This is a genomic window from Hymenobacter sp. UYP22, from assembly GCF_040547285.1.
GTDB lineage: Bacteria > Bacteroidota > Bacteroidia > Cytophagales > Hymenobacteraceae > Hymenobacter.
In genome coordinates this window covers 497285-518789 of sequence record NZ_JBEPPK010000001.1, presented here as the reverse complement: position 1 = coordinate 518789, position 21505 = coordinate 497285, and the positions used below count along the sequence as shown (strand labels likewise).

Genomic DNA, 21505 nt, shown 5'->3' with positions numbered 1-21505 from the left:
GGCCCCGTATCTTCCCCTCCCCAATTCCCACTGCCATGAAGAAAACGCTCTATACGCTGCTGCTGGCCGCCGCGCTGCCATTTACCGCCGCGGCCCAGTCCATCACCCGCCTGAACCCCACCAACTGGTGGGTGGGCATGAAGCACAACACCGTGCAGGTGCTGGTGTACGGCCCCCAGGCCGGCACGCTAGCCTACACCGTGAACTACCCCGGCGTGAAGCTGGTGAAAACCAACACCGTCGAGAACCCCAACTACGCCTTCCTGGACCTGGTAATTGCGCCCACGGCCAAACCCGGGCAGGTGGCGCTGGTGGGCAAGAAGGGCGCGAAAACCGTGACCCAGAACTGGGAGCTGAAGGCCCGCGACAACGCGGTGAAAGCCCAGGGCGTCACGCAGGCCGACTTCATCTACCTGGCCATGCCCGACCGGTTTGCCAACGGTGACCCCTCGAACGACAAGTTTGCCGACATGGCCGACCCCAGCTCCGACCGCGCCAACCCCTTCCTGCGCCACGGCGGCGACCTGCAGGGAGCCGCGCAGCACCTCGACTACCTGAAGGAGCTGGGCGTGACGGCCGTGTGGTTTACGCCCGTCATCGAAAATAACCAGGGCCTCACCGACGAGGGCGGGGCCAAACGCTCGGCCTACCACGGCTACGGCTTCACCGACCACTACGCCGTGGACAAGCGTCTGGGCGGCAACGCGGCCTACAAAGCCTTCGTGCAGAAAGCCCACAGCATGGGTCTTAAAGTGGTGCAAGACGCCGTGTACAACCACATCGGTAACAACCACTGGTTTATCCAGGACCTGCCCATGAAAAGCTGGCTGCACCAGTGGCCCGCCTACACCAACACCAGCTACCGGCAGCAGCCCATCACCGACCCCCACGCCGCCCAGATTGACAAGCGCGTGACCCTCGACGGCTGGTTTGTGCCCTTCCTGCCCGACCTCAACCAGCAGAACCCCTACGTGGCCAACTTCCTCATCCAGCATGCCCTCTGGACGGTGGAGAACTTCGGGGTGGATGCCTGGCGCATCGACACCTACATGTACAACGACCAGCCCTTCATGAACCGCTGCAACGCGGCCCTGCTGCAGGAGTACCCCAAAATCCACATTTTCGGGGAGTCGTCGGTGAACAATGTGGTGGATCAGGCCTACTACGTGCGCAACAAGATTGACTTTCCGTTCAAATCGAACCAGCCCGGCGGCCTCGATTTCGTGCTGGAAAATGCCATGCTGGCCGGCCTGAAGGAAGTGGGCACGCCCGGCGCCACCGGCTGGGACAACGGCGCCCAGCGCATGTACCAGGCCCTGGCCCAGGACGCCGTGTACCAGGACCCCACCAAGCTCGTGACCTTCATCGACAACCACGACCACAACCGCTTCCTCTCGGAAGTAGGCGAGGACGTGGCCCGGTACAAGATGGGCCTGACCTGGCTGCTAACCACTCGCGGCATCCCAAGCATGTACTACGGCACGGAAATCCTGATGAAGAACTTCAAGGACCCCTCCGATGCCGAAGTGCGCCGCGACTTCCCCGGTGGCTTCCCCGGCGACGCGCAGAACAAGTTCACGGCCGCCGGCCGCACCGAGGCCGAGAACGACGCCTTCCGCTTCGTGAGTACCCTGGCCAACTACCGCAAAACGCACCCGGTGCTCAGCTCCGGCCAGATGATGCAGTACCTGCCCGAAAACGGCCAGTACGTGTACTTCCGCTACGCCGACGCCGGCACCGTAATGGTAGCCTCCAACACCACCGACAAAGCCGCCAGCCTGCCCACCGCCCGCTTCTCCGAGCGCATGACCGGCTTCAACAAAGCCCGCAACGTGCTCACCGGCGAAACTTTGAATGACCTGAAGACTCTGCAGCTCCCCGCCAAAACGGCCGTGGTGCTGGAGCTGATGAAGTAACAAAAAGCCGTCATTGCGAGCGAAGCGAAGCAATTCTTCCTCTACAAAGCGCAAAACCCCAACATATTCAAAAGCCCCTGATGTGTACACATCAGGGGCTTTTGTGTGTAGAGACGCGACACTTCGCGTCTCGTCGTTGGGAGTGGCTGCACGGTAGGGTTTGGGGCCGGGACCGTTCAACGGGGAGACGCGAAGTATCGCGTCTCTACAGTCTTTCTATATATTAGGAGCTTGACATACATCACATACATCAAAGTGGGGGCACGGAAAAGATTGATGCCGCTTGATGCGCGGAATGTCGTGCCTCCTCGCAATGGCTCTTACCTACCCCGCGTACTGCTGGCAGGCCTCGGCGCAGGCGCGGCAGGCGGCGGCGCACTGCTGGCAGTGGGGGTGGTCGTGCTTGGCGCATTCGTTGGCGCATTTCGTGCACACTTCAATGCACTCTTTGATAAGGTGCTTGGCGTGCTCGGAGCCGCGGGCGACGAGGCGGGCGACTAGGGCGCAGATATCGGCGCAGTCCCGGTCGAGGCGGATGCAGTCGGTCATGTGCTGCACGTGCTCTTCGCCCAGGCAGGCGGTGGCACAGTGCTCACAGGCGGCTACGCAGCGGTTGAGCGCGTCGAGCAGGGCCTGGTTCTGGGTGGCGGAGGCGGGGGAGTTGGTCATGGCGGAAAGGGTGTAAGGAAAGGATGATGCATGGTTGTACGCAGCCCGCCGGGGCTGCGGGCGTGCACGATTCGGGCCGGCGGGGTGCACCATTTCCGCCCGGGTGGGGTTAACTTCCTACTTTCACCCCGCCCGGTTTAGCCGTATCTTTACCCCATGTTATTTGCCGCCGAACAACTCGCCCCCACCATCGAATCTGCCCGCCGCGTACTGAAAAAGTACTACGGCTACGACAGCTTCCGGCCTATGCAGGAAGACATCATCAGCACGATTCTGAGCGGGCAGGATACAGTGGTGCTCATGCCCACGGGGGGCGGCAAAAGCGTTTGTTTTCAGGTGCCGGCGGTGGTGCAGGAAGGTACGTGCGTGGTCGTGTCGCCGCTCATTGCCCTGATGAAGGACCAAGTGGAAGCCCTGAAAGCCAACGGTATTTCGGCGGCCTACATCAACAGCAGCGTGGGCCAGAGCGAGCAGAACAACATTGCCGCCGACTGCCTCAATGGCTACCTCAAGCTGCTCTATGTGAGTCCCGAGAAGTTGCTTTCGGAAGGGTTTATGACCTTTTTGAAACGCCTGCGCATCAGCATGTTTGCCATTGATGAAGCGCACTGTATTTCCAGCTGGGGCCACGACTTCCGGCCCGAGTACACCCAGCTGCGGGTGCTGCGGGAGCGGTTTCCACAGGTGCCCATCATTGCCCTTACCGCCACCGCCGACCGCCTCACCCAGCGCGACATTCAGCAGCAGCTGCGCCTACATGAGCCCCGGGTGTTCCTCTCCTCCTTCGACCGGCCCAACCTCAACCTGATTGTGCGTCCGGGCCAAGACCGGGTAGGGGGGATTCTGGAGTTTTTGGAGCGCCATCCCGGCGAGTCGGGTATCGTTTATTGCCTCTCGCGCAAGCAGTGCGAAACTCTGGCCCAGAAAATCCAGGCCAAGGGCGTGAAAGCCGGATTTTATCACGCCGGCATGACGCCCAACCAGCGCGCCAGTGTGCAGGAGGGCTTTCTGAAAGACGATTTGCAGGTGATTGTGGCCACCATTGCCTTCGGTATGGGCATCGATAAGAGCAACGTGCGCTGGGTGATTCACTACAACCTGCCCAAGAATATTGAGGGTTACTACCAGGAAATCGGGCGGGCCGGCCGCGACGGGGCCCCGGGCACTGCCGTGCTGTTCTACAGCTTCGCCGACGTGATGAGCCTGCGCGACATGCTCACCAAGGAAAATCCCAACCTCACCCAGCTCAACCTCACCAAGCTGGAACGCATGCAGCAGTTTGCCGAGGCCGCCGGCTGCCGCCGCAAAATCCTGCTCAACTACTTCGGCGAAACCCTGCCCCAGGACTGCGGCAACTGTGACATCTGCCGCAACCCACCTACCACTTTCGATGGCACCGAGTTGGCCCAGAAAGCCCTGTCGGCCGTGGTACGCGGGCGGGAGCGGATGAGCCTTACTTTGCTGATTGACGTGCTGCGTGGCATGCGCAACCAAGCCGTGCTCAGCGGGGGCTTCGACCAGATTAAAACCTACGGCGCGGGCCGCGACCTGCCGTATCTGGACTGGTATAGCTACGTGCACCAGATGCTGAATGATGGGCTGCTCTACATTGCCTATGAGGAGGGCTACGCGCTGAAAATGACGGATTTGGGCCGGGAAGTGCTGCAAGGCCAGCGTCCGGTATCCATGAAGAAGTTTCAGCCCGCCGAAAAAGCCGAGAAGCCTACCCGGGGCCGCAAGGCTGCTGCGGCCAAAGCCGCTGCGGCCAAAGCCGCTGCCACCACGCCCGAAGCGAGCTTGTTCGAGGCCCTGCGCGCCCTGCGCAAGCGCATTGCCGACGAGCAGGGCGTGCCGCCCTACGTTATCTTCACGGATACCACGCTGCAGGAAATGGCCGTGGAGCGCCCCGTCAACCGCAATGCTATGCTGGCAATTTCGGGGGTGGGCATGAAGAAGTTTGAGAACTACGGGGAGGCCTTTATCCGGGAGGTGCTGGCCCACGGCGGTAACCCCGCTGCTCAGGCCGAACTGGACGAGGATGAGGAGTTGCTATCCGGTTTTGAGCCGAGTGGTGCGGCTCCTGCCAAAGCTCCCCGTAAGCGGGCTACTAAGCCCGCGTCCGAGGTGGGCGGTGACGTGAATGGCACCATGGAAACCACGTTTCAGCTGCACCGCATGGGCTTGAGCACAGAGGCCATTGCCGAGCGTCGCGACTTGGCTCTGTCCACGGTGCAAACCCACCTGACCACTGGCTACGCCAAGGGGCTGGAGCTGCGGATGGAAGAATTTCTGAAGCCCCAGGAGTTAGCTGAAATCCAGACTGCCCAGGCTCAACTAGGCGGGAGCCCCATGCTCCGCGACCTGTTCGACCACCTGCGGGAAAAGTACGACTACTTCCGGCTACGGCTGGCCCTACTGTACTTCAAGCGGCTGAGAGGGGAGTAGGTAACCGAAGAAGCGCAAAGACCAGGGCAAGGGGCTGGCTGCTTGCTTCTGGATTTGATGAGTCGCCTAAAATATTAGTAAAAATTTCAGCTAATTGAATTAGTATTCGCGTAAACGGGTTCGTATCTTCGTGAGCCGGTACTTGCTTGCCGTCGCAGCCCTATTCCCCGGCTCCTCTGCGTTATGATTAACACCAACCTCAAATTCTGGCGGCGCGAGCTGAGCCTCACGCAGGCCCAGATGGCCGAAAAACTTGGCATTAAACGCTCCCTGGTGGGGGCTTATGAAGAAGGCCGCGCCGAACCTAAGCTAACCACGCTGGTAAACATGGCCCGCCTGTTCGGTATTACCCTGGACTCCTTGGTAACCACTGACTTCACCAAGAAAAAGAACGCCAAAACCGCCGCTCAGCTGCAGGCCCAAACGGCGCAAACGGCCGCCGATGCCTCGGCTAACCGGGCCGGGGGCCTCCGCATTCTGGCCCTTACTGTTGACCGGGAACAGAATGAGAATATTGAGCTGGTGCCCCAGAAAGCGGCGGCCGGCTACCTTAACGGCTACGCCGACCCGGAGTACCTAGAGGAGCTGCCCAAGTTCCGCCTGCCCATGCTGGGCACCACTGGTACCTACCGCGCCTTCGAAATTGCCGGCGACTCGATGTTGCCCATTGCCAGCGGAACCGTTATTGTGGGCCGCTATGTGGACGACTGGCTGAGCATTAAGGACGGTACCCCTTGCATTGTGGTATCGGGTAAGGAGGGAATCGTGTTTAAGCGCGTGTACAACCGCCTGAAGGATGCCGCCCGCCTGACGCTGCACTCGGATAATACTTTGTACTCGCCCTATGAAATTGAGGTGGAGGATGTGGTAGAAATCTGGGAGGCCAAAGCCTATATCAGCAGCACCTTCCCCATTGCCGACCTCTCCCTGAACCGTTTGGCCAGCATTGTGCTGGACTTGCAGCAGCAGGTGAGCACCATGAAGAAAGTGTAAGTTCTCAGGTTAGAGAACTCAGCATAATAAAAAGCCTCCGCCCGCGGGGGCTTTTTTGCTGTTGGCCGCTACCTAACCGCAGAGAAAGGCAGGCGGTATCAACCCCTGCTGCCCGGCTTGCGTAAGCTTCTGCTAAACCTAGCCTGACTCCCGATGCTCAAACTTATTCCTGCTACCGACCGACATCATGCGGCCCCCGTGGCTTGGCTGAATAGCTACTTCCTGTTCAGCTTCGCCGACTACTACGACCCCGGAAACGTGCATTTTGGGCCGCTACGGGTATTCAATGATGATACGGTGCAAGGCAACGCGGGCTTTCCGCAGCACCCACACTCCGAAATGGAGATTGTAACGCTGGTGCTGGAGGGGGAGTTAACCCACGAAGACACCATGGGCAACCGCCGCACTATTACCAAGGGCGAGGTGCAGCGCATGACGGCCGGCACTGGCCTGGCGCACTCCGAGAAAAACGAAACGGATAAGCCGGTTCACCTATACCAGCTGTGGTTTCTGCCAAACCAGAAGAGTTTAGCCCCCAGCTACGAGCAAAAGGACGTTAACTTCCTGGATACCAAGAACGAGCTGGTGCCGCTGGTTTCCGGACAGAAAGTGCTGGAAGACGTGGTGTACATGAACTCCAATAGCACGGTGTATTGGTGCAACTTGCGCGAAGGTAAAACGGTGTCATTCAAAACGTTCCCCATTCGCAATACATTTTTGTACGTAATGGAAGGCAAGCTGTACGTGAACGGCGTGGACATCGGGCCCAACGACCAAATCCGGGCCACGGATGAGCACGTACTGGAAATACAGGCTTCGATGGATGCCCAGTTCATCCTGATAGACTTGCCCGGCAGCGAAGCCAATTACTAACTCCGCCTCATGACCCAAGAATTTCCTGACAAGCTGGTACCCTCCGACGAAGCAGCCCGCTTACGGACGCTGCACGTGTACCAGATTGCCAACACCACGCCCGAGAAGATTTTTGATGAGTACGTGGCTTGGGCCGCCCAGCTGTTTGGTACGCCCATCTCCCTGATTTCCTTGGTAGACGAGGAGTACGTGCACTTTAAGGCGGTGGCGGGCGCCGAGGGCGTGCCCGGTTTGCCACGTGCGGAAAGCATGTGCTCGGCGGCTATTCTGGTTGATGCACCCATTATCACCTCCGACTACAAGGCCGAAAGCTGCCGCCTTATTAAGCCAGATGTGGCCCAGGCAATGGGGCTGAACTTCTACGCTGGCTCCGCCCTGAAAATGCCTGACGGAGAGCGTATTGGCATGATGGCCGTTATCGGGCGGGAGTACCGTACGCTCTCGGCGGCTGAAGAGGATGTGCTGAAGCGGCTGGCCAACTTGGTGAGCCGTACCATTGAGCTGCGCTTCCAATATCTGAATGCCGATTTAGCTGAGCAGTGGGAAGCTGCCCAGCATGAGCTGTCCGGTACCTTGGACGACAACGCCGCCCTGACCCGCTACTTAGCCACCCGTAATAACGGCATCAACCTCGACGATGAGGAAATTCAGGACTTGGTGCTTCGCCGTTTGGCTGGGGTAGATAAAGTGCTGGACCGCCGCCTAAAGGCCCTTCCCCAAGCAGCCTAGAAAACCAGGTTGTATCTGAAACGTTTGGGCGGTACTGCTAGGCTGTGTGGCCAGTAAGCAAGCCTACATAACGTCATGCAGAGCCGGAGGCGAAGCATCTCGCGTGCTGAGGTTGCCAGACTACTCCAGACATCAGCACGCGAGATGCTTCGTCCCTGGCTCCAGGCGCCACATGCTCTGCATAACGCTCCGCTTGGTAGTAAGAAGCGTGACTGTCCACGCAGTCTAGTGAAGTGCTAACAATTTTCCAGCGTATAGCTCAGCTTCAAAACAAGAAAGAGCCGGCCCCATCAGGGCCGGCTCTTTCTTGTTCTACGCAAATATGGATATCAGCTTCTTCGGCTACATCGTGTATTTGCGGCCCTTGTTCTGCTGCTTGAGGTAGGTCATCAACGGCTGGAAATACTCCACCATAGCGCGGGCGGAAAGGTCCTCGCCGGTTTTCTCGCGGAGCACGGCGCGCCAGTCCTTGCTGGCGCCGGGGCGCATGATGTCAGCCAGGAACGCGCCCACTTCCTTGTTGCCGTAGTAGTTGGTGGCGTGCGGGTCCTGCTTCAGGATTTTCTTGCTGATATGGTCGTGGAGCTGGAACAGGATAACGTACGATAGGGCGTAGTCATAGTACTGGGCCGGGTCGTCGTTAATGTGGGTTTTGGTGGCTGGGTCGAGGTACTGCTCCCCGCGCGTAGTCGGTGGCACAATGCCCTGGTACTGCTTGGCCAGCGCCCACCAGCGGGCGTTCAGTTGGTCGGCGGGCAGCTTATCGGCGTAGAAGCTGTTTTCCCACTCGCTCATCACGCCCGAGGCGAAGGGAATGAATACGGCGTAGTTCAAGGCCTCTTTGAGCAGCGTCTGGGTCTGGTCGGTTTGAGTTTTGGCATCTACCAGGCCCAGCCCGGCCAAGAATGGCTTCTGGGTGGCCGCCAGGCCCATCAGGGAGCCCATAGCTTCGTGGTAGGCGCGGTTGGCCCCGCCGCGCAGCAGCGGCGGCACCTCGGGGTTGGTGTAGGTGAGGTAGTAGTAGATGTGGCCCAGCTCGTGGTGGGTGGTTTCATACCACTCGGTGTTGCCCTCCACACTCATCAGGCTGCGCACGTCCTGATTCAGGTCCATGTGCCAAGCCGAGGCGTGGTTATTCTTCTTGTAGGTAGCGCCCTTGGGCAATGGGTACAGGCTGGATTTCTCCCAGAACACGGGCGGCAGCGCCTGAAATCCGAGGCTTTGGTAAAACCGCTCAGCCTGCTGCACCTGCCACTCGGGGCCTTTTTTGGCCAGCACGGGGTCAATATTCAGGCCCTTCACATCCACCATAGCACTCCAGTCCTGGCCCCAGCGGTTGGGCAGCCAGGAGGCGGGCAGGTAGTCGGGCACCTGTTTCACGTTGTACTTTTTGGCCAGTTCGTAGCGGGCGTAGGTGTGCAGCTCCCGGTATAGAGGCCGCAACTCCTCATTGATTTTGCGCACCAGCTGCATCATCTCCTCCCGGCTCATGCCATAGTCGGAGGCCTGGTAGCTGAAATAGTCAGGGTAGCCCAGGGCCTGCACGGTTTGGTTGCGCAGGTCGCGCAGGTTCAGCAAACCTTCTTTCAGGGTAGGGCCAATGGCCTTGCTGGCTTCCCAGATTTGCTGGCGCTTCAGCGGGTTCTTCTCCTTGCGCAGCAGCTCGTCCAGGTCGTTGGTTGTCACCGATTTGCCTTGGTACTTGTAGTCGAAGCCGTAGAGCTTTTCGGTCTGCTGGGTTTCGGCTTTGATGCGCTGCTTCACCACGTCGGCAATGGTCTGGGGCGAGTTGGCGGCGTTGTAGAGGGCCGTTTGCAGCTGCTTTACCTGAATTTCGGAGAGGTCGGCTTTGTGGTCCAGTAGCTCCCGCAGGCGCTGAATATTTTGGGTAGAACCCGCAAAGGCGGCCATCCGCTCATTGGCCCGGGCCGTGGCCCCAGAGTTGGCAGTATCACCGGCTACAATGCGCGTGTTGGAGCGCCACTCCGCCTCTGCTGACTGGGTGTACAGCCGCACGTACTCCACCGAATATTCTTTCAGGAAAGCATCGGCCTGCTCCGCCCACGAAGGGGCAACGGGTTGGGTAGCGGGTTCGGGTTGAGTGGTAACGGGGGCAGTAGCCGTGGGCGTTTTGGCCGTGGGGGCGCAGGAGGCCAGCACGGCGGCCGTGAGGGCAGGCAGGAGGTAGTGCTTCATAGAGCGGAAAAATAAGCGGAACGACAGTAAAGGTACATTGCCCGCCCCTAACCAAGAGAGTGAGGCTCCACCAAGTAGTATATAAGCCGAAAAAGGCCTCTAGGGCTAACAGAGGCCAATTTAACTATAGGAAGTGCAGGGTTGGCAGCCAGGAAATTTGGTGCCCTCAAAAGAAAAGTTGGCAAGCACCGCAAGTTTCTGCCGCTTCCGGGTCCTAAGGTAGTGTAGCACTTTCACTGCTTCCTCTGCTCCGGTTTGGGGCGTTCCTTTTCTCGTTGTTGCCCATGACTTCTCTGCTCGCCTACCTCGTCTGGAGTCCGGACCCCATCATTGCCCAGCTGGGCCCGGTTACGCTCCGCTGGTACGGGCTGTTGTTTACGTTGGGCTTCGTGGTGGGGGCGCCCGTGTTCCGGCATATTTTCCGCTCAGAGCAAGTTTCGCCGCATTGGGTAGATGTGCTGACCATGTACGTGCTGGTGGGTACCGTGGTGGGCGCGCGCCTGGGGCACGTGTTATTTTATGAGCCAGACATGCTGCTGCACAATCCGCTGGAAGTGTTCAAAGTCTGGCACGGGGGGCTGGCTTCGCACGGGGCCACACTGGGTATTCCGGTAGCCTGCTGGCTGTTCGCCCGCAACCACAAGTTCGATGTACTGTGGGTGCTCGACCGAATTGTACTGGTGGTCGGTATTGGCGGCGCACTTATCCGGCTGGGCAATTTCATGAACTCCGAAATTGGTGGTCACCCTACTAACGTGCCCTGGGCAGTAGTATTTCCGCGCGACACGGGGCACCTGTTGCCCGCCGCTTACCCGCTGCCTACCGGGGCCGTGCGGGTAGCCCGCCCCGCGTTTTTGCCAACCGGTGAAGTCAGCCATCAACTGCTGCCCAGTGATGCGCCCATCGGCCCCAATTCACTGATGGCCGTCCCGCGTCACCCTACCCAGCTCTACGAGGCGGTGTATTGCCTGTTATTGGTGTCGGTGCTCTACTACTGCTGGAACCGCACCAAAGAACGTACCCCGCGGGGACTGCTGCTCGGGCTGTTTCTGGTGCTGTTGTTCACGCAGCGTTTTCTAGGCGAATTCCTGAAAGAAGCACAGGTGGCTTTTGAGCAGAATAATCTGCTCAACCAGGGCCAGTTGCTCAGCCTGCCGCCCATTCTGGTGGGACTGTGGCTACTGTGGCGCGCTGGCAAAAACTCCGAAAATCCCTTCGGGTATGCCCCGCGTGAGGCGTACGAACCCTTGCCAACTGAACCGATAGTTGCTTCTTTACCCGTTGGTAGCAACGGGTAGCGGCCACACGGTATATGTGGCACACAGCCAGCTTCTGTATTTCTGCTAGTTTATGGTCCTGCGGCCGATGTATGCGTGAATTCTAATCCTACGGATTCTGAACTGGTGACCCAGCTCCGGGCGGGTCAGGCGGCCGCCTTTCGCATGCTGGTTGAGCGGTACCAGGGCCCCGTGTACCGGACGGCCCTGAGCCTGCTCCGCTCACCCGAGGAGGCGGAAGATGTAGCGCAGGAAGTGTTTGTGGAAGTCTATCAGACCATTGCTGATTTTCGGGGCGAAGCGGCGCTCAGCACCTGGCTGTACCGTCTGGCTACTTCCCAGGCGTTAAAGCATCGGCGGAAGGCGCGGACGAAAAAACGCTTTGCCTTCCTGACGTCCCTTTTCGGAGTAAACCAAGAGGTGCTCCACGAGCCGCCCGACCACCGGCACCCCTTAGCGTTGCTGGAAGGCCGGCAGCAAGAGCAGCAACTCCTCGACGCCATTGCCCGGTTACCGGATAGCCAGCAGATTGCCTTCACGCTGCGCCACGAGCAGGAGCTGAGCTACGAGGAAATAGCCGCCGTGCTTGCCATCAGTCGGCCGGCCGTTGAGTCCTTGTTGTTTCGGGCCCGGCAACGCCTGCGCAAATATCTCCATCCTCATGTAGCCTGATCCGCCATGTCTGACCTCCCAAACCTGCCTGAAGAAGATGATGAAGCCTGGACCACGCTGCTGCGTTCAGTCTCGCCGAGACAGGCAGAGCCGCGCGCCTTTTTCTTCACTCGGCTCCAGGCCCGCCTGGCAGCCCAGCAGCCTCACCCACCCACTATGCCTACGTGGCTACGCCGCTCCGTCTACGCCTTGTCCGTGGTAGCCCTAGGACTGGCCCTGAATGCGGATACTGCCTTGTATGGCGTGCGGTAAGCCTATATTCTCAGATAGTTGAGATAGGATGATGCGTCTTAAGCGGCTTCTTGCTGCAGTAGATGGCACTCCTTGTACTTCTTCCCGCTCCCGCAGGGGCAGGGTGAGTTGCGGCCGAACTTCTGCCGGCTGCGCATTTCCTTGAGCCACTGCCGCGGGTCGGTGGCCCAGCGCTGAAAGCGGCTCTTGGGGTTTTGGCGGAACGCCAGCAGCAGCAGGCCATACAGCTCGGGGTGGTGCTCCTGCAGCTTCTCGGGCTTCTCAAAGAAGTACTCCGTTACCACGGCAAAAAACTCCGCTTCGTTAGTGCCTGCGTAATCGTTGATTTCGGAATTACCGGCCCGAATGGCTTCAATTTCGCGGTGCATTACGGCTTCCCATTCGGGGCGCAAAGCGGCGGGTAGGGCCAGGCCGGGTACGCCGTCAATTACCCCGTCGGCTTCATCCAGCAAGTGCACAAATTCATGAATCCCCACGTTCTGCCGGTCCATAGAATCCTGAAAACCCCGCTCCAACGACGACTTGGAAAGCCGCATGTAGTGGGAGGTCTGGAAACCTTGCACCGAACCCAGCAAGGTGCCTTCCAGCCCCACAAACTCTTTGTTTGGGTCCCGTTTCAGGGTCCAGGCATCGGGCACTACCAGCACTTCGCTCAGGTTGCTGTACTCCCAATCGGGAAAGCCAAACACCGGAATAACCGCCGAGGCCGCCACCAGTACGCGGGTGGTATCGTCGATATCCGTCTGAATGCCGGTAATGCGCGTCTGGGCCAGGAACACCTGCAAACGGCGCTCAAACCGGGGCTTATCCGCGTCGGAAAGGGAGAGGTAAAAGGCCACGCGTTGCTGAAGAGTTTGGCGCCATTCGGCTGGAAATTCCGCCTTGAGGGCCTGCTGTTTCAGGCGGGCGTCGCGGGTGAGGTAGCGGTAAAAGAAGAAGCCAACTACCGCTACCAGCGCGGCAAACAAGAGGTACTGCATGGTGTGCCTCAACGCAGGGCGGCGGCGGAAGGTTGGTGTAAGCGGAGCAGCTCAGGCGGTTGGGTACGCAGGCTACTCCGCTTCACTTTCGCACTCAGGCCATTACCAGCCCGTCAGATTACCACGCAGGCTACCGATGGCGGCGCAACGCCAGATAATCCAGGTAGTACAGCACCTTCACGGAGAGGGAGTTATTGTGGGGCGTATTGATGGTGTTGTTGAAGTTCTCAAAATACAGCGGTGTGGCCTGCTCGCCCAGCAGATAGGTGCTGCCGGCATTCTTCCACACAATGCTTACCTGCGAGCCGGGCGCAAACCACCACGAGTACACCGCGTCCACGTTGAAGGCGTTGTAGGTGTTGTCCCGGTTGCGGCGGTAATCAGCCAGGGTTTCTTGTCCATCTGGCTGCAGCACCGCAAAATCCTGGTAGCGCACGTTGCTGGTGTAGTGGCGGGCCCGCAGCGTGAACGACATGCGGTTGGTGAAGGTGTAGGCCACCGAGGCCACGTTGGTAACGGTGGCCACGTTGCGGCGGCCCAGCAGAATCTGACCCATAAAGGGTTGGTCTAGCTCTTCACCGGAGCTGAGCCCCCCGTTCACGTAGCCAATCTGGTGGCGCTGCAGGTTCCAGTCGAGGCTGTAGCGGAAGGTGAGGTGGTTATTCACGCGGAAACGGGGGTAGAAGCCGGCCCGGTAACGTAGGCGGCGGGGGCGGGGCAGGCGCTCATCCTCGGCGTAGTAGGTCAGGCCAGCATTTACGCCCAACGACAGGCGCTTGCGCGTATCAGAGTTCAGGAAACCAATCCAATCGGCGTTGGCCGGTACCCGCACATAATATTCGCCCAGCGGGTAGGTGCGCGGCTCGAAGAAATCGTGGGTGGTGGGCGAGTACATGAAGTCGTAGCCCACCTGCAGGAAGTTCTTGGTGAAGGTGGTATTGAAGCCGTTGTACACGTACATGCTCTGGTAGCGCGTAGGCCGGTACAGCAGCGTGTGGTTTATTTCCGAGTAGAAACTCATGTTGTTCACCTTCCAGAACGGCTTATAAATGCGGTAATTGGCGTAGGCGCTCTGGGTGATGTTGTTGTTGCCGAACAGGATGCCCAGGTCGTTGGGGTTGTAGTGGTCCGACTCGATGCGGTGGTTGAGGCCCCAGGTAAAATTGCCGCTGATTTTGCCCACGCCCAGGGTGTACTTATAGCCGTCCGGGTCGTCGATGGCCTGGTCGGAGCCGAACCTGTTGCCCCGCCGCCGCGAGTACACCACGCTACCATCCACGGCGTAGGAGTTCTTCTTGTTGGCGAAGCGGAACAGGCCGCCCGTCACGTTGGCATCGTATGTGCTGCCCCAGCGCGTGACGTTGGTATTGATGAGCGACACGTAGCTGTTGTTCTTGAGGCTCTGATCCAGCACCGCAATATTGTAGTTGCTGAAGGGCTGGGTTAGTACGGTGTGTTCCTGGCCGGTTTCGGTGTTGCGCACAGTGGCGTACACATCATTGCTGAGGGCGTTGAACAGGCCAATACCCAAGCCATTTTTGGTGCGGCCCGAAATTTTGGTGGCATTAAGCAGGCGAGTTTCGGCCGGGTTGCGCACCACCTTCTCGTTTTCGGCCAGCCCTACTCCGTAAAAGCCGATGGGCGTAGCGCCCACCCGGCGGGAGTAAAACAGGTTGCCCTTATTAAACAGCTCAGTTCCCTCGGTGAAAAACTGCCGGTTCTCCTGAAACTGCACCTCGAAAGGCGAGAGGTTGAGCACTTGGTTGTCGCTTTGCACTTGCCCAAAGTCGGGTACTAGCGTAGCATCCAGCGTAAAACTCTCGTTGATGCCCCACTTCACGTCGGCCCCGCCGTTGAAGCTGGTGGTTGTTCGGCGCGTGCCCTCGGCGTTCAGCGGGTTGTGGTTCACATACCCCGACACGTAGGGTGTGAGGGACAGACGCAGCGGCGGTTTCAAGCCTTTTAGGCCCGTTAGCTCGCCCCACTGGTTTACAAACCCATCCACCTCCGGCTTTACCTCGCTCCAAAAAAAATCCTGGCGCAGGGCCTGGCGACGGCGCATAAACTGGAGGCCCCACTGCTGCACCTCGGCCGTGCTGAAACGGATAGCCGAGTACGGAATGCGCATCTCACATACCCAATCGGTGCCGCGCTGGGCGGTGCGGGCATCCCACACGGCATTCCAGGCGAAGTCCTCACCGCTGGCCGGGGAGTAGCGGGCATCGGCCTGCACCCCGCCCGCCGTTACAATAAAGCCGTAGCCGTTCAGCTTGTCGTGGTAGGTATCCAGGAAGATGCCGAAGAAGTCGGTGTTGGGCAGGTTGTCCCGGGCCGATAATTCCCGTTTGATAGAGTCCGGCGACACATCGTGCATCACGGCGCCCACATATAAGGCGGCATCATCAAAGAGGATGCGCACCTCGGTGGGGTGTTGCTCCCGGGGGCCGGGCTTGGGGCGGTTCTGGACAAAATCAGTGGCAATGGGTGCCTGCTGCCAAACCGCCTCATCCAGCACCCCATCCAGCTTGATAGCCTCGGTGATGCGAATGGCCTGTAGTTGACGCTTCGGAGCTGCGGAGGCAGCCGGAGCCGGCCCCGTTTGCGCCCAGGCCTGGGGCTGGCACACGGCCAGCAAAACCAGGGTAATTACCAGAAAAATAGACGTTCTCATAGCGCAGAAGGCGTAAGCGGCGGAGAAACAAAAAGGCATGGAAGGGGCTGGCAGCCGCATCAGCAGCGCTACACAGAAAGCCAGCAAAAGAGAAGAATGAAACGCTCTGCTGCGCCCAGCCTGACCGGCAACCCGTTGGCGGGAGTCACTCACCACAGCTACCCGCGGGGGCTGCAGCCAGGGCTGGGCGCAGAGCGTAAGCCGGTTACTTGGCCCGGCGGATGTAGATGTTGCCGTTCAGGGTTTTCACCATGAACTCAGGGCCACCGCCGTTGATTTTGCCGTAGGTCCAGGTGTCCTGGGCCACGCGGTAGAGGCCGTCCTTGGCCGTGCGCGTCACTTTGGTGGGCGTGCTGTCGGCCGTTAGGTCAAAGTCGCTGTAGATTTCGCCGTGGTCGGATTTTAGCTTCACCGATACTTTGGCCCGGGCCGGCAGCGTCACGTCAACCTTGCCGTTGATGGTGGAAAAAGCCATAGGTGCGCCGGCAGTTACCTCCTTGAAATCGGCAATCAGCTCCCCGTTCACCGTGTTCAGCACCGCCGAGCCCGCCACGTCGTTGAGCCGGATAGAGCCGTTCACGTTGGATATTTCCAGCTCTCCGGCCACGTTGTCCACGGTAATATCACCATTCTGCACGGTGGCTAGCTGCAGGGAGAACTGGCGCGGCACTTTAATGGTGAAATCTACCGGCGTTTGCCAGGATTGGGTTTTGATGTACACGTGGTTACTCTTCTCCTGAGCCGTCACATCAAGGCCCCTGACCTGCGAAATGCGCCGCATGCCCGAGGAGTTTTCGGTGGAGCTGGTTTCGCGCCGCTCGTTGCGGGAGGAGGCCTCAATCACCACGTCCTTGCCCGCGTAGCCAACTACTTTGATGCCGCCGCCCACCAGTTTCAGGTGCACGGTGCCGGGCTTGCCCGGCGAGCTTAGCGGCACCACCAGCTGCTCTTTGCTAGCCTGCTGGGCCTGAGCCGAGTGCAGCGAAAAAAGCGTGATACAGGCGAAGAGGGTACGATATAGGAGCTGGTTCATCGGGTTTGCTGTTTGATGGTAACGTCGCCGTTCAGGGTTTCCAGGCGAATGTCGGGCCCGCCTTTGCCCAGGCGCACGGCCGTTTCCTTGCGGATTTTGTAGGTGGTGCCGGCGGCTTGGCGCTCGGTATTCTGGGTGACCTGCACGGGCAATACCTGCGTCTGCGGGAAGTCGGTGTACAGTTCCCCGTGCATGCTTTTGAAGTAGAGGTCGGCGGAGGCAGTGGGCGGATAGCTCACCGTAATGTTGCCGTTGATGGTCTTGTAGGAAGCGGCGGCCGAGGGTGCGGCCGTGAGGGCTACTTCCACTTTGCCGTTGACTGTGTGGGCTTTTGTAACCTGTCGCACATTCTGCAGGGAAATGCCCCCGTTCACGTTGCTGGCCTGTACCAGCCCGTTTACGTTCTCCACCTGCACCTCACCGCCGTTTACCGTCGAGACGGTTACGTTCATGCCCTGGGGCACTTTCACCGTGAAGTCGAAATTGAACTGGTAGTGGCGGTCTTCGCTGCTCCAGTTCTGGTTGCGGCGGGGGCGGGAATCGAAGGGGCCTTGCTGGTACACCACCAGGCTGTCGTTGTGCTGCAGGAAGCCTAGCTGCACTTCTTTCTGGGCCTGGGCCAGCGAGGCCGCGTCTTCGGCTTTCAGGGTTTTGGTAGCTTCTACCTCTATTTTGTTGCCCGTGCTGCCTACTATCCGCACCGAGCCCATGACGTTGTAGAGGGCCAGCGTACTGCGGCCGGCATCGGCGGTCAGAGTAAAGTCGCGGCTGATTTTTTCCGTGGTTTCACGGTTCTGGGCTTGCAGTGAGCAGCTAGGTAGCCACAGAAGTATCCAGAGTACCAGGGTTATCGGGAAGGGTTTCATGAGAGTTCGAAGAGGTTGGCGGGGCCGCGGGGGCCCGCCCGTGGGACAAAGACTGAATGCTTTGCTCGATTTTGTTTTTCACTTGCTCGTTGAGGTTGTCCTGCTGGAGTAGCTTGCGCAGGGGGCGCACCGAGCGGCGCTCCTGCAGCTGCACCATCAAATCGGCCAGGGCCGACTGTACGAGCGGGGACTCCTGGTAAGCCAGGGAGCGAACCAGCCCTAAGCGCACCGTAGGGTCGTCGGCCAAGCCAGCCAGCGCATCCAGGGTGGCCAGGCGCACATTCACGTTGGGGTCCTGGTTGAGGGTGCTGAACAAGGCCGCCAGCACCCGCTCGTTGGTAGGAGCCACTTCCTGGGCGTCACTCACGGCCTGCAGGCGCTGCACGGCCGAGGGGTTGTTGAGCCGAGAAATGAGGCCCACCTGCCGGGCCGTAGCCTCAGTAGGTGCTGGCGTGTCCAGCCGGGCCAGGGACTCGTCAGCCCCGGTGCCCGTTTCGCGGCCCTTCAGCCCGTAGCCAATTCCCAGGCCCACCAGCAGCAAGACCGTGCTGTAGGCCAAGCGCTGGGCAAAGGCGGGTTGCCACCACTCCCGGAGCCGCTGCAGCAACCCCGCTACCGACCAGCGCTGTCGGCGCTGCTCTTCGGCCTTGAAGTCGGCCAGCATGGCGTAAAAGTTGGGCCGCAGCTCCTCGCTGGGCGCCGGAACCGGTAAAGCGCCCATGCTCGTCCAGAGCTGTTGCAGAGTATCCAGCTCGTGCTGGCAGCCGGGGCACTGCGCCAGGTGGGCGGCTATGGTTTGCTTGTCCGTTTCCGGCAATTCACCCGCTAGCCAGTCCAGCAGTTCCTGCTGTACTTCCTCACAGTTTCTGAACCTTGCTTCCATTATCCATTTGCAAATAGATGTCCTTCAATTGGCAGAGGGCCCGGTGCGCGCGCACCTTTACGGCTCCTACCGTAGTATCGAGCAGCTGCGCTATCTGCTCGTATTTCAGCTCCTGAAACCGGCTCAGCACCAGTACTTCGCGCTGGTCGGGGCTGAGACGGGCCATGGCCTGGTGAAGCTGCGCCATTTCCTGGGTGCGTTGCAGGTGGGCGTCGGCCGATGCGCCGCCTGCAATTTTTTCGGCCCAGTCGGCAATGTCCTGGTGGTGGGCCGAGGGTTTGTTTTTCCGGGCCGTATCCGCCAGCACGTTGCGCGCCAGGTGATACATCCAGGTTCGAAATTCGCCTTCCCCCGAGAAGGTGTGCCGGTATTTCAGCATGCGGTAAAACACCGTCTGCACCAAGTCCTCGCTGGCCGTGGCGTTGCCGTTGGAGTGGTAAAAGAACGCCAGCAACGGCCGGTGGTAGCGTTCAAACAACAGGCCCATTTTCTCCACCTGACCAGCCTTCACCTGGAGCATGAGCGAGTTGTCGGTTAGCGAGTTCAAGGCGTTGGTAGCTGAGTGAGTGGCGAATTCGGGCGTGGAAACCTCGCCTTTTGGGGAAGGTTACAGCCGACTGAAAAAATATTTTTCGGGCTGCGGCAACTAGCGGCACGAATTATCCGTGCCGCACAATTACTCAGTACACTAAAGCGCTTATCTGAAAGCCAGCAAAAGTGCTCTATCGTATCAGAACAAGAATAAAGCCTCTCGATTTTAGAGAATATCTTCGCCCAAATGCTCCCGCAGCCGTTCCCGCAATAAGTCCTGCAGGATGTGGTCCATGAACTGAAATTTATCGGGGATGCGCAACGTGAGTAGGCGTTTGCCCGCCAAGGAATCGGGAAATTTCTGCCGCAGGTAGTCCGCGTGTTTGCGCTCCATTACTATTATAGTATCGGCCCAGCCCAGGTGGCCGGCCGTCACGCGCACCCGGGCCCCTGGCTCAGTTCCGGCCGAGCGAGCTTCATACTTGGGGTGATGATCAAATAGCCGCTCGGCCGTAAGACTGCGCCAGCGGTTCTGGCTGCAAATGAAGAGAAGTTGGGTGGGTGAGGGCGTGAGCACAGGACGCAGGAATATGAATCCGGGAAGGTACTGCCCCGCCGGTAGGATTGGGATGGGGTTTTGTTGAATTTTGTAGGTTCCTGAGAAGATTCCTACGTTAGCGAATCAGCTTGACCGTATGCCCTCTGCCGTTCCCTCATCCTCCATGCGCCATCAGCTCTATGCTGCCCGGACCGATGAGGCACTGGTACAGGGGTTGCGCGAGCATGATAATGAGGCCTTTGCGGAGATATATGAGCGGTACTGGCGGCGGCTTCTAGAAGCGGCCTACCGCCGCCTGCATTCCCGCGAGGCAGCCGAGGAAGTGGTACAGGATGTATTTGTGTCGCTGTGGCAGAAGCGCCAAGAACTGACAATTCAGCACCTACCCAACTACCTGCTGACGGCCGTGAAATATCGGGTTATCGATGCCCTGAAGCTGCGCATGAGCCGGGAAACCTACTTGGAACGCACCTTGCCTAAGCTGAGCACTGAAGACCACAGCACTGAGGAAACCGTGGCTGCCGATGACCTTTCGGGGGCATTGCTGCAAAGCTTACTGCAACTACCAGAGCACACCCGGGAGGTATTTCGGCTGAGCCGGTTGGAGCATCAGTCAGTGCCGGAAATAGCGGAGCAGCTACATATATCCCGCAAAACCGTGGAATATCACCTCACCCGCGCCCTGAAAATACTGCGCGTAAGCCTGCGCGACTTCCTGTTGCTGGCGGTACTGGTGCGGTGGTGGGAGTAAGGTAGTTTGCAACAGGGGATAGTGGCTACTCACTGGAAAAGCAGGCTGCTCAGGAGGTAGTTGCTGGCCGGTCTCATGCTGAGGTCGGCTTTTTTGATAATTTTTTTTGAGGTGGGCTAGGGTGTTGCGCGAGTTAATCGACTGTACTAATAGCCCGCCTCCTCACTTCAGCTGAACAGCTATGAGCCAAACCGATATTCATGCTTTATTACAGCGGTACCAACGGGGCGAGTGTACGCCCGAAGAAATACACGTTGTAGATCAGTGGTATGAATTGCTGGGCCAGGAACGGGCGCCCCTGCAACTAACGACTGCCGAGCAAGAAGAAGCCCGGGCTTCGATGTGGCAGCAGATTTCTGCCCGTACCCACCAAGCTGAGGATTTGAGTCCGCCGGCCGCTCACCGGCCCTGGTACGCCGGTTCCTGGCGCTGGGCGGCTGCGGCAGTGCTGGCTATTAGTGCGGGCCTGGGTGCTCAGAATTACCTGACGCGACTAGCTACGGTGCCGGTAGCTACAGTTCCTTTGGAAGCCAGCGGTTGGCAGCACTACGCCAATACTACCGCCCAGCCCCACACCGTGCGGCTCATTGATGGTACTACCGTGCGCGTATCGCCGGGGGGGCAGCTGAAATACCCCAGCCATTTTGCCGCTCAGCACCGCACAGTATATCTAAAAGGAGAGGCTTTTTTCGAGGTAGCGCATGATAAGGCGCACCCGTTTCGGGTGTACACTCGGCAGATAGTAACCACCGTGTTGGGTACCAGCTTCTTGGTGCAAGCTCCCCAAAATGAGGCCCCAGTAGTGGTGAAAGTGCGCACTGGTCGTGTGCGGGTGCAGCCCCGGCCCAGTGCGGAACTGGCCGCTACTCCGGCCCCGCTGGTGGTGCTGCCAAACCAGCAGGCTGTGTATTCGCCCCAGCGCAACGCCCTGGCCCGGCAACTGGTGGCCGAGCCAGTGCAGGTGGCTTCCCAGTCGTTCACTTTTGACGACCGGCCCGTGGTGGAAGTGCTGACCGCCTTGGAAAAAGCTTACGGGGTTGATATTGACTTTGACGCTCAGGTCCTGACAGGTTGCTCCGTAACGCTCAATCTGCGCGAGGAGTCCCTGTACGCCAAACTTGATGTGCTGTGCAAAACCCTGGGCGCCAGCTACCAGAAGACCGATACGAACATCCTTTTCCGCAGCTCCGGCTGCGCCGCCCGCTAACT

Annotated in this window: 19 protein-coding genes; 10 read left to right on the top strand and 9 right to left on the bottom strand. The window is 59.3% G+C overall.

Annotation, left to right across the window (positions count from 1 at the left end):
* Window positions 1-35 precede the first annotated feature (35 nt).
* Window positions 36-1916 carry a glycoside hydrolase family 13 protein gene (locus ABIB60_RS02285; RefSeq protein ID WP_354577430.1) on the top strand — a complete coding sequence of 627 codons (1881 nt, stop codon included), beginning with the start codon at window positions 36-38 and terminating at the stop codon, window positions 1914-1916.
* A gap of 324 nt (window positions 1917-2240) precedes the next feature.
* Here ABIB60_RS02285 and ABIB60_RS02280 read toward each other — a convergent pair whose 3' ends face one another.
* Window positions 2241-2585: a four-helix bundle copper-binding protein gene (locus tag ABIB60_RS02280; RefSeq protein ID WP_354577429.1), complete on the bottom strand. Its 345-nt coding sequence runs from the start codon at window positions 2583-2585 to the stop codon at window positions 2241-2243.
* A gap of 156 nt (window positions 2586-2741) precedes the next feature.
* Between ABIB60_RS02280 and recQ the strand changes: the two genes are divergently transcribed.
* The 4 genes from recQ (at window position 2742) to ABIB60_RS02260 (ending at window position 7625) form a co-directional block, all read left to right on the top strand.
* Entirely contained in the window at window positions 2742-5030 is a 2289-nt protein-coding gene (gene recQ / locus ABIB60_RS02275; protein WP_354577428.1) for a DNA helicase RecQ, read from the top strand.
* Window positions 5031-5213: 183 nt separating this feature from the next.
* Window positions 5214-6023, top strand: a complete 810-nt coding sequence (locus tag ABIB60_RS02270) for a helix-turn-helix domain-containing protein (RefSeq protein ID WP_354577427.1) — start codon at window positions 5214-5216, stop codon at window positions 6021-6023.
* 153 nt (window positions 6024-6176) lie between these two features.
* A complete protein-coding gene (locus ABIB60_RS02265) occupies window positions 6177-6896 on the top strand; it encodes a pirin family protein (protein WP_354577426.1) in 720 nt (239 codons plus the stop codon).
* Window positions 6897-6905: 9 nt separating this feature from the next.
* Window positions 6906-7625: a GAF domain-containing protein gene (locus ABIB60_RS02260; RefSeq protein ID WP_354577425.1), complete on the top strand. Its 720-nt coding sequence runs from the start codon at window positions 6906-6908 to the stop codon at window positions 7623-7625.
* 342 nt (window positions 7626-7967) lie between these two features.
* On the opposite strand, the gene ABIB60_RS02255 is transcribed toward ABIB60_RS02260, so the two are convergent.
* A complete protein-coding gene (locus ABIB60_RS02255) occupies window positions 7968-9821 on the bottom strand; it encodes a M2 family metallopeptidase (protein WP_354577424.1) in 1854 nt (617 codons plus the stop codon).
* Between the two features lie 284 nt (window positions 9822-10105).
* Between ABIB60_RS02255 and lgt the strand changes: the two genes are divergently transcribed.
* From lgt to ABIB60_RS02240, 3 genes are all read left to right on the top strand, one after another.
* Window positions 10106-11119, top strand: a complete 1014-nt coding sequence (lgt, locus tag ABIB60_RS02250) for a prolipoprotein diacylglyceryl transferase (RefSeq protein ID WP_354577423.1) — start codon at window positions 10106-10108, stop codon at window positions 11117-11119.
* Between the two features lie 75 nt (window positions 11120-11194).
* Window positions 11195-11770 carry an RNA polymerase sigma factor gene (locus ABIB60_RS02245; RefSeq protein ID WP_354577421.1) on the top strand — a complete coding sequence of 192 codons (576 nt, stop codon included), beginning with the start codon at window positions 11195-11197 and terminating at the stop codon, window positions 11768-11770.
* A gap of 6 nt (window positions 11771-11776) precedes the next feature.
* Complete coding sequence (locus ABIB60_RS02240; protein ID WP_354577419.1) at window positions 11777-12022, top strand: hypothetical protein; 246 nt, start codon at window positions 11777-11779, stop codon at window positions 12020-12022.
* 38 nt (window positions 12023-12060) lie between these two features.
* Here the strand turns inward: ABIB60_RS02240 and ABIB60_RS02235 are convergent, their stop codons facing one another.
* The 7 genes from ABIB60_RS02235 to ABIB60_RS02205 form a co-directional block, all read right to left on the bottom strand.
* Complete coding sequence (locus ABIB60_RS02235; RefSeq protein ID WP_354577417.1) at window positions 12061-13002, bottom strand: zinc-dependent peptidase; 942 nt, start codon at window positions 13000-13002, stop codon at window positions 12061-12063.
* Between the two features lie 130 nt (window positions 13003-13132).
* A complete protein-coding gene (locus ABIB60_RS02230) occupies window positions 13133-15673 on the bottom strand; it encodes a DUF5916 domain-containing protein (RefSeq protein ID WP_354577415.1) in 2541 nt (846 codons plus the stop codon).
* A gap of 205 nt (window positions 15674-15878) precedes the next feature.
* Window positions 15879-16706, bottom strand: a complete 828-nt coding sequence (locus tag ABIB60_RS02225; RefSeq protein WP_354577413.1) for a DUF4097 family beta strand repeat-containing protein — start codon at window positions 16704-16706, stop codon at window positions 15879-15881.
* On the bottom strand, window positions 16703-17572 hold the full coding sequence (locus ABIB60_RS02220) for a DUF4097 family beta strand repeat-containing protein (RefSeq protein ID WP_354577412.1): 870 nt from the start codon (window positions 17570-17572) through the stop codon (window positions 16703-16705). The genes ABIB60_RS02225 and ABIB60_RS02220 overlap by 4 nt, the downstream gene beginning before the upstream one ends.
* Window positions 17520-18455, bottom strand: a complete 936-nt coding sequence (locus ABIB60_RS02215) for a zf-HC2 domain-containing protein (protein ID WP_354577411.1) — start codon at window positions 18453-18455, stop codon at window positions 17520-17522. The genes ABIB60_RS02220 and ABIB60_RS02215 overlap by 53 nt, the downstream gene beginning before the upstream one ends.
* The gene (locus ABIB60_RS02210) at window positions 18430-19002 is read right to left on the bottom strand and encodes an RNA polymerase sigma factor (protein ID WP_354577410.1); all 573 of its coding nucleotides are present in this window, start codon (window positions 19000-19002) and stop codon (window positions 18430-18432) included. Before ABIB60_RS02210 ends, ABIB60_RS02215 begins: the two co-directional genes overlap by 26 nt.
* Window positions 19003-19212: 210 nt before the next feature.
* The gene (locus tag ABIB60_RS02205; protein WP_354577409.1) at window positions 19213-19563 is read right to left on the bottom strand and encodes a low molecular weight protein tyrosine phosphatase family protein; all 351 of its coding nucleotides are present in this window, start codon (window positions 19561-19563) and stop codon (window positions 19213-19215) included.
* Between the two features lie 118 nt (window positions 19564-19681).
* Between ABIB60_RS02205 and ABIB60_RS02200 the strand changes: the two genes are divergently transcribed.
* Complete coding sequence (locus ABIB60_RS02200) at window positions 19682-20296, top strand: RNA polymerase sigma-70 factor (protein ID WP_354577408.1); 615 nt, start codon at window positions 19682-19684, stop codon at window positions 20294-20296.
* 181 nt (window positions 20297-20477) lie between these two features.
* Window positions 20478-21503: a FecR family protein gene (locus ABIB60_RS02195; RefSeq protein WP_354577406.1), complete on the top strand. Its 1026-nt coding sequence runs from the start codon at window positions 20478-20480 to the stop codon at window positions 21501-21503.
* The last annotated feature ends 2 nt before the right edge of the window (window positions 21504-21505 follow it).

Bases quoted from the DNA above. Each gene is read 5' to 3' on its own strand.
- ABIB60_RS02270 (WP_354577427.1), top strand. From the start codon at position 5,214: ATGATTAACACCAACCTCAAATTCTGGCGGCGCGAGCTGAGCCTCACG.
- ABIB60_RS02200 (WP_354577408.1), top strand. From the start codon at position 19,682: ATGCCCTCTGCCGTTCCCTCATCCTCCATGCGCCATCAGCTCTATGCT.
- ABIB60_RS02195 (WP_354577406.1), top strand. From the start codon at position 20,478: ATGAGCCAAACCGATATTCATGCTTTATTACAGCGGTACCAACGGGGC.
- ABIB60_RS02215 (WP_354577411.1), bottom strand. From the start codon at position 18,455: ATGGAAGCAAGGTTCAGAAACTGTGAGGAAGTACAGCAGGAACTGCTG.
- ABIB60_RS02255 (WP_354577424.1), bottom strand. From the start codon at position 9,821: ATGAAGCACTACCTCCTGCCTGCCCTCACGGCCGCCGTGCTGGCCTCC.
- ABIB60_RS02260 (WP_354577425.1), top strand. From the start codon at position 6,906: ATGACCCAAGAATTTCCTGACAAGCTGGTACCCTCCGACGAAGCAGCC.
- ABIB60_RS02225 (WP_354577413.1), bottom strand. From the start codon at position 16,706: ATGAACCAGCTCCTATATCGTACCCTCTTCGCCTGTATCACGCTTTTT.
- ABIB60_RS02280 (WP_354577429.1), bottom strand. From the start codon at position 2,585: ATGACCAACTCCCCCGCCTCCGCCACCCAGAACCAGGCCCTGCTCGAC.
- lgt (WP_354577423.1), top strand. From the start codon at position 10,106: ATGACTTCTCTGCTCGCCTACCTCGTCTGGAGTCCGGACCCCATCATT.
- ABIB60_RS02235 (WP_354577417.1), bottom strand. From the start codon at position 13,002: ATGCAGTACCTCTTGTTTGCCGCGCTGGTAGCGGTAGTTGGCTTCTTC.
- ABIB60_RS02265 (WP_354577426.1), top strand. From the start codon at position 6,177: ATGCTCAAACTTATTCCTGCTACCGACCGACATCATGCGGCCCCCGTG.
- ABIB60_RS02240 (WP_354577419.1), top strand. From the start codon at position 11,777: ATGTCTGACCTCCCAAACCTGCCTGAAGAAGATGATGAAGCCTGGACC.
- ABIB60_RS02230 (WP_354577415.1), bottom strand. From the start codon at position 15,673: ATGAGAACGTCTATTTTTCTGGTAATTACCCTGGTTTTGCTGGCCGTG.
- ABIB60_RS02220 (WP_354577412.1), bottom strand. From the start codon at position 17,572: ATGAAACCCTTCCCGATAACCCTGGTACTCTGGATACTTCTGTGGCTA.
- recQ (WP_354577428.1), top strand. From the start codon at position 2,742: ATGTTATTTGCCGCCGAACAACTCGCCCCCACCATCGAATCTGCCCGC.
- ABIB60_RS02285 (WP_354577430.1), top strand. From the start codon at position 36: ATGAAGAAAACGCTCTATACGCTGCTGCTGGCCGCCGCGCTGCCATTT.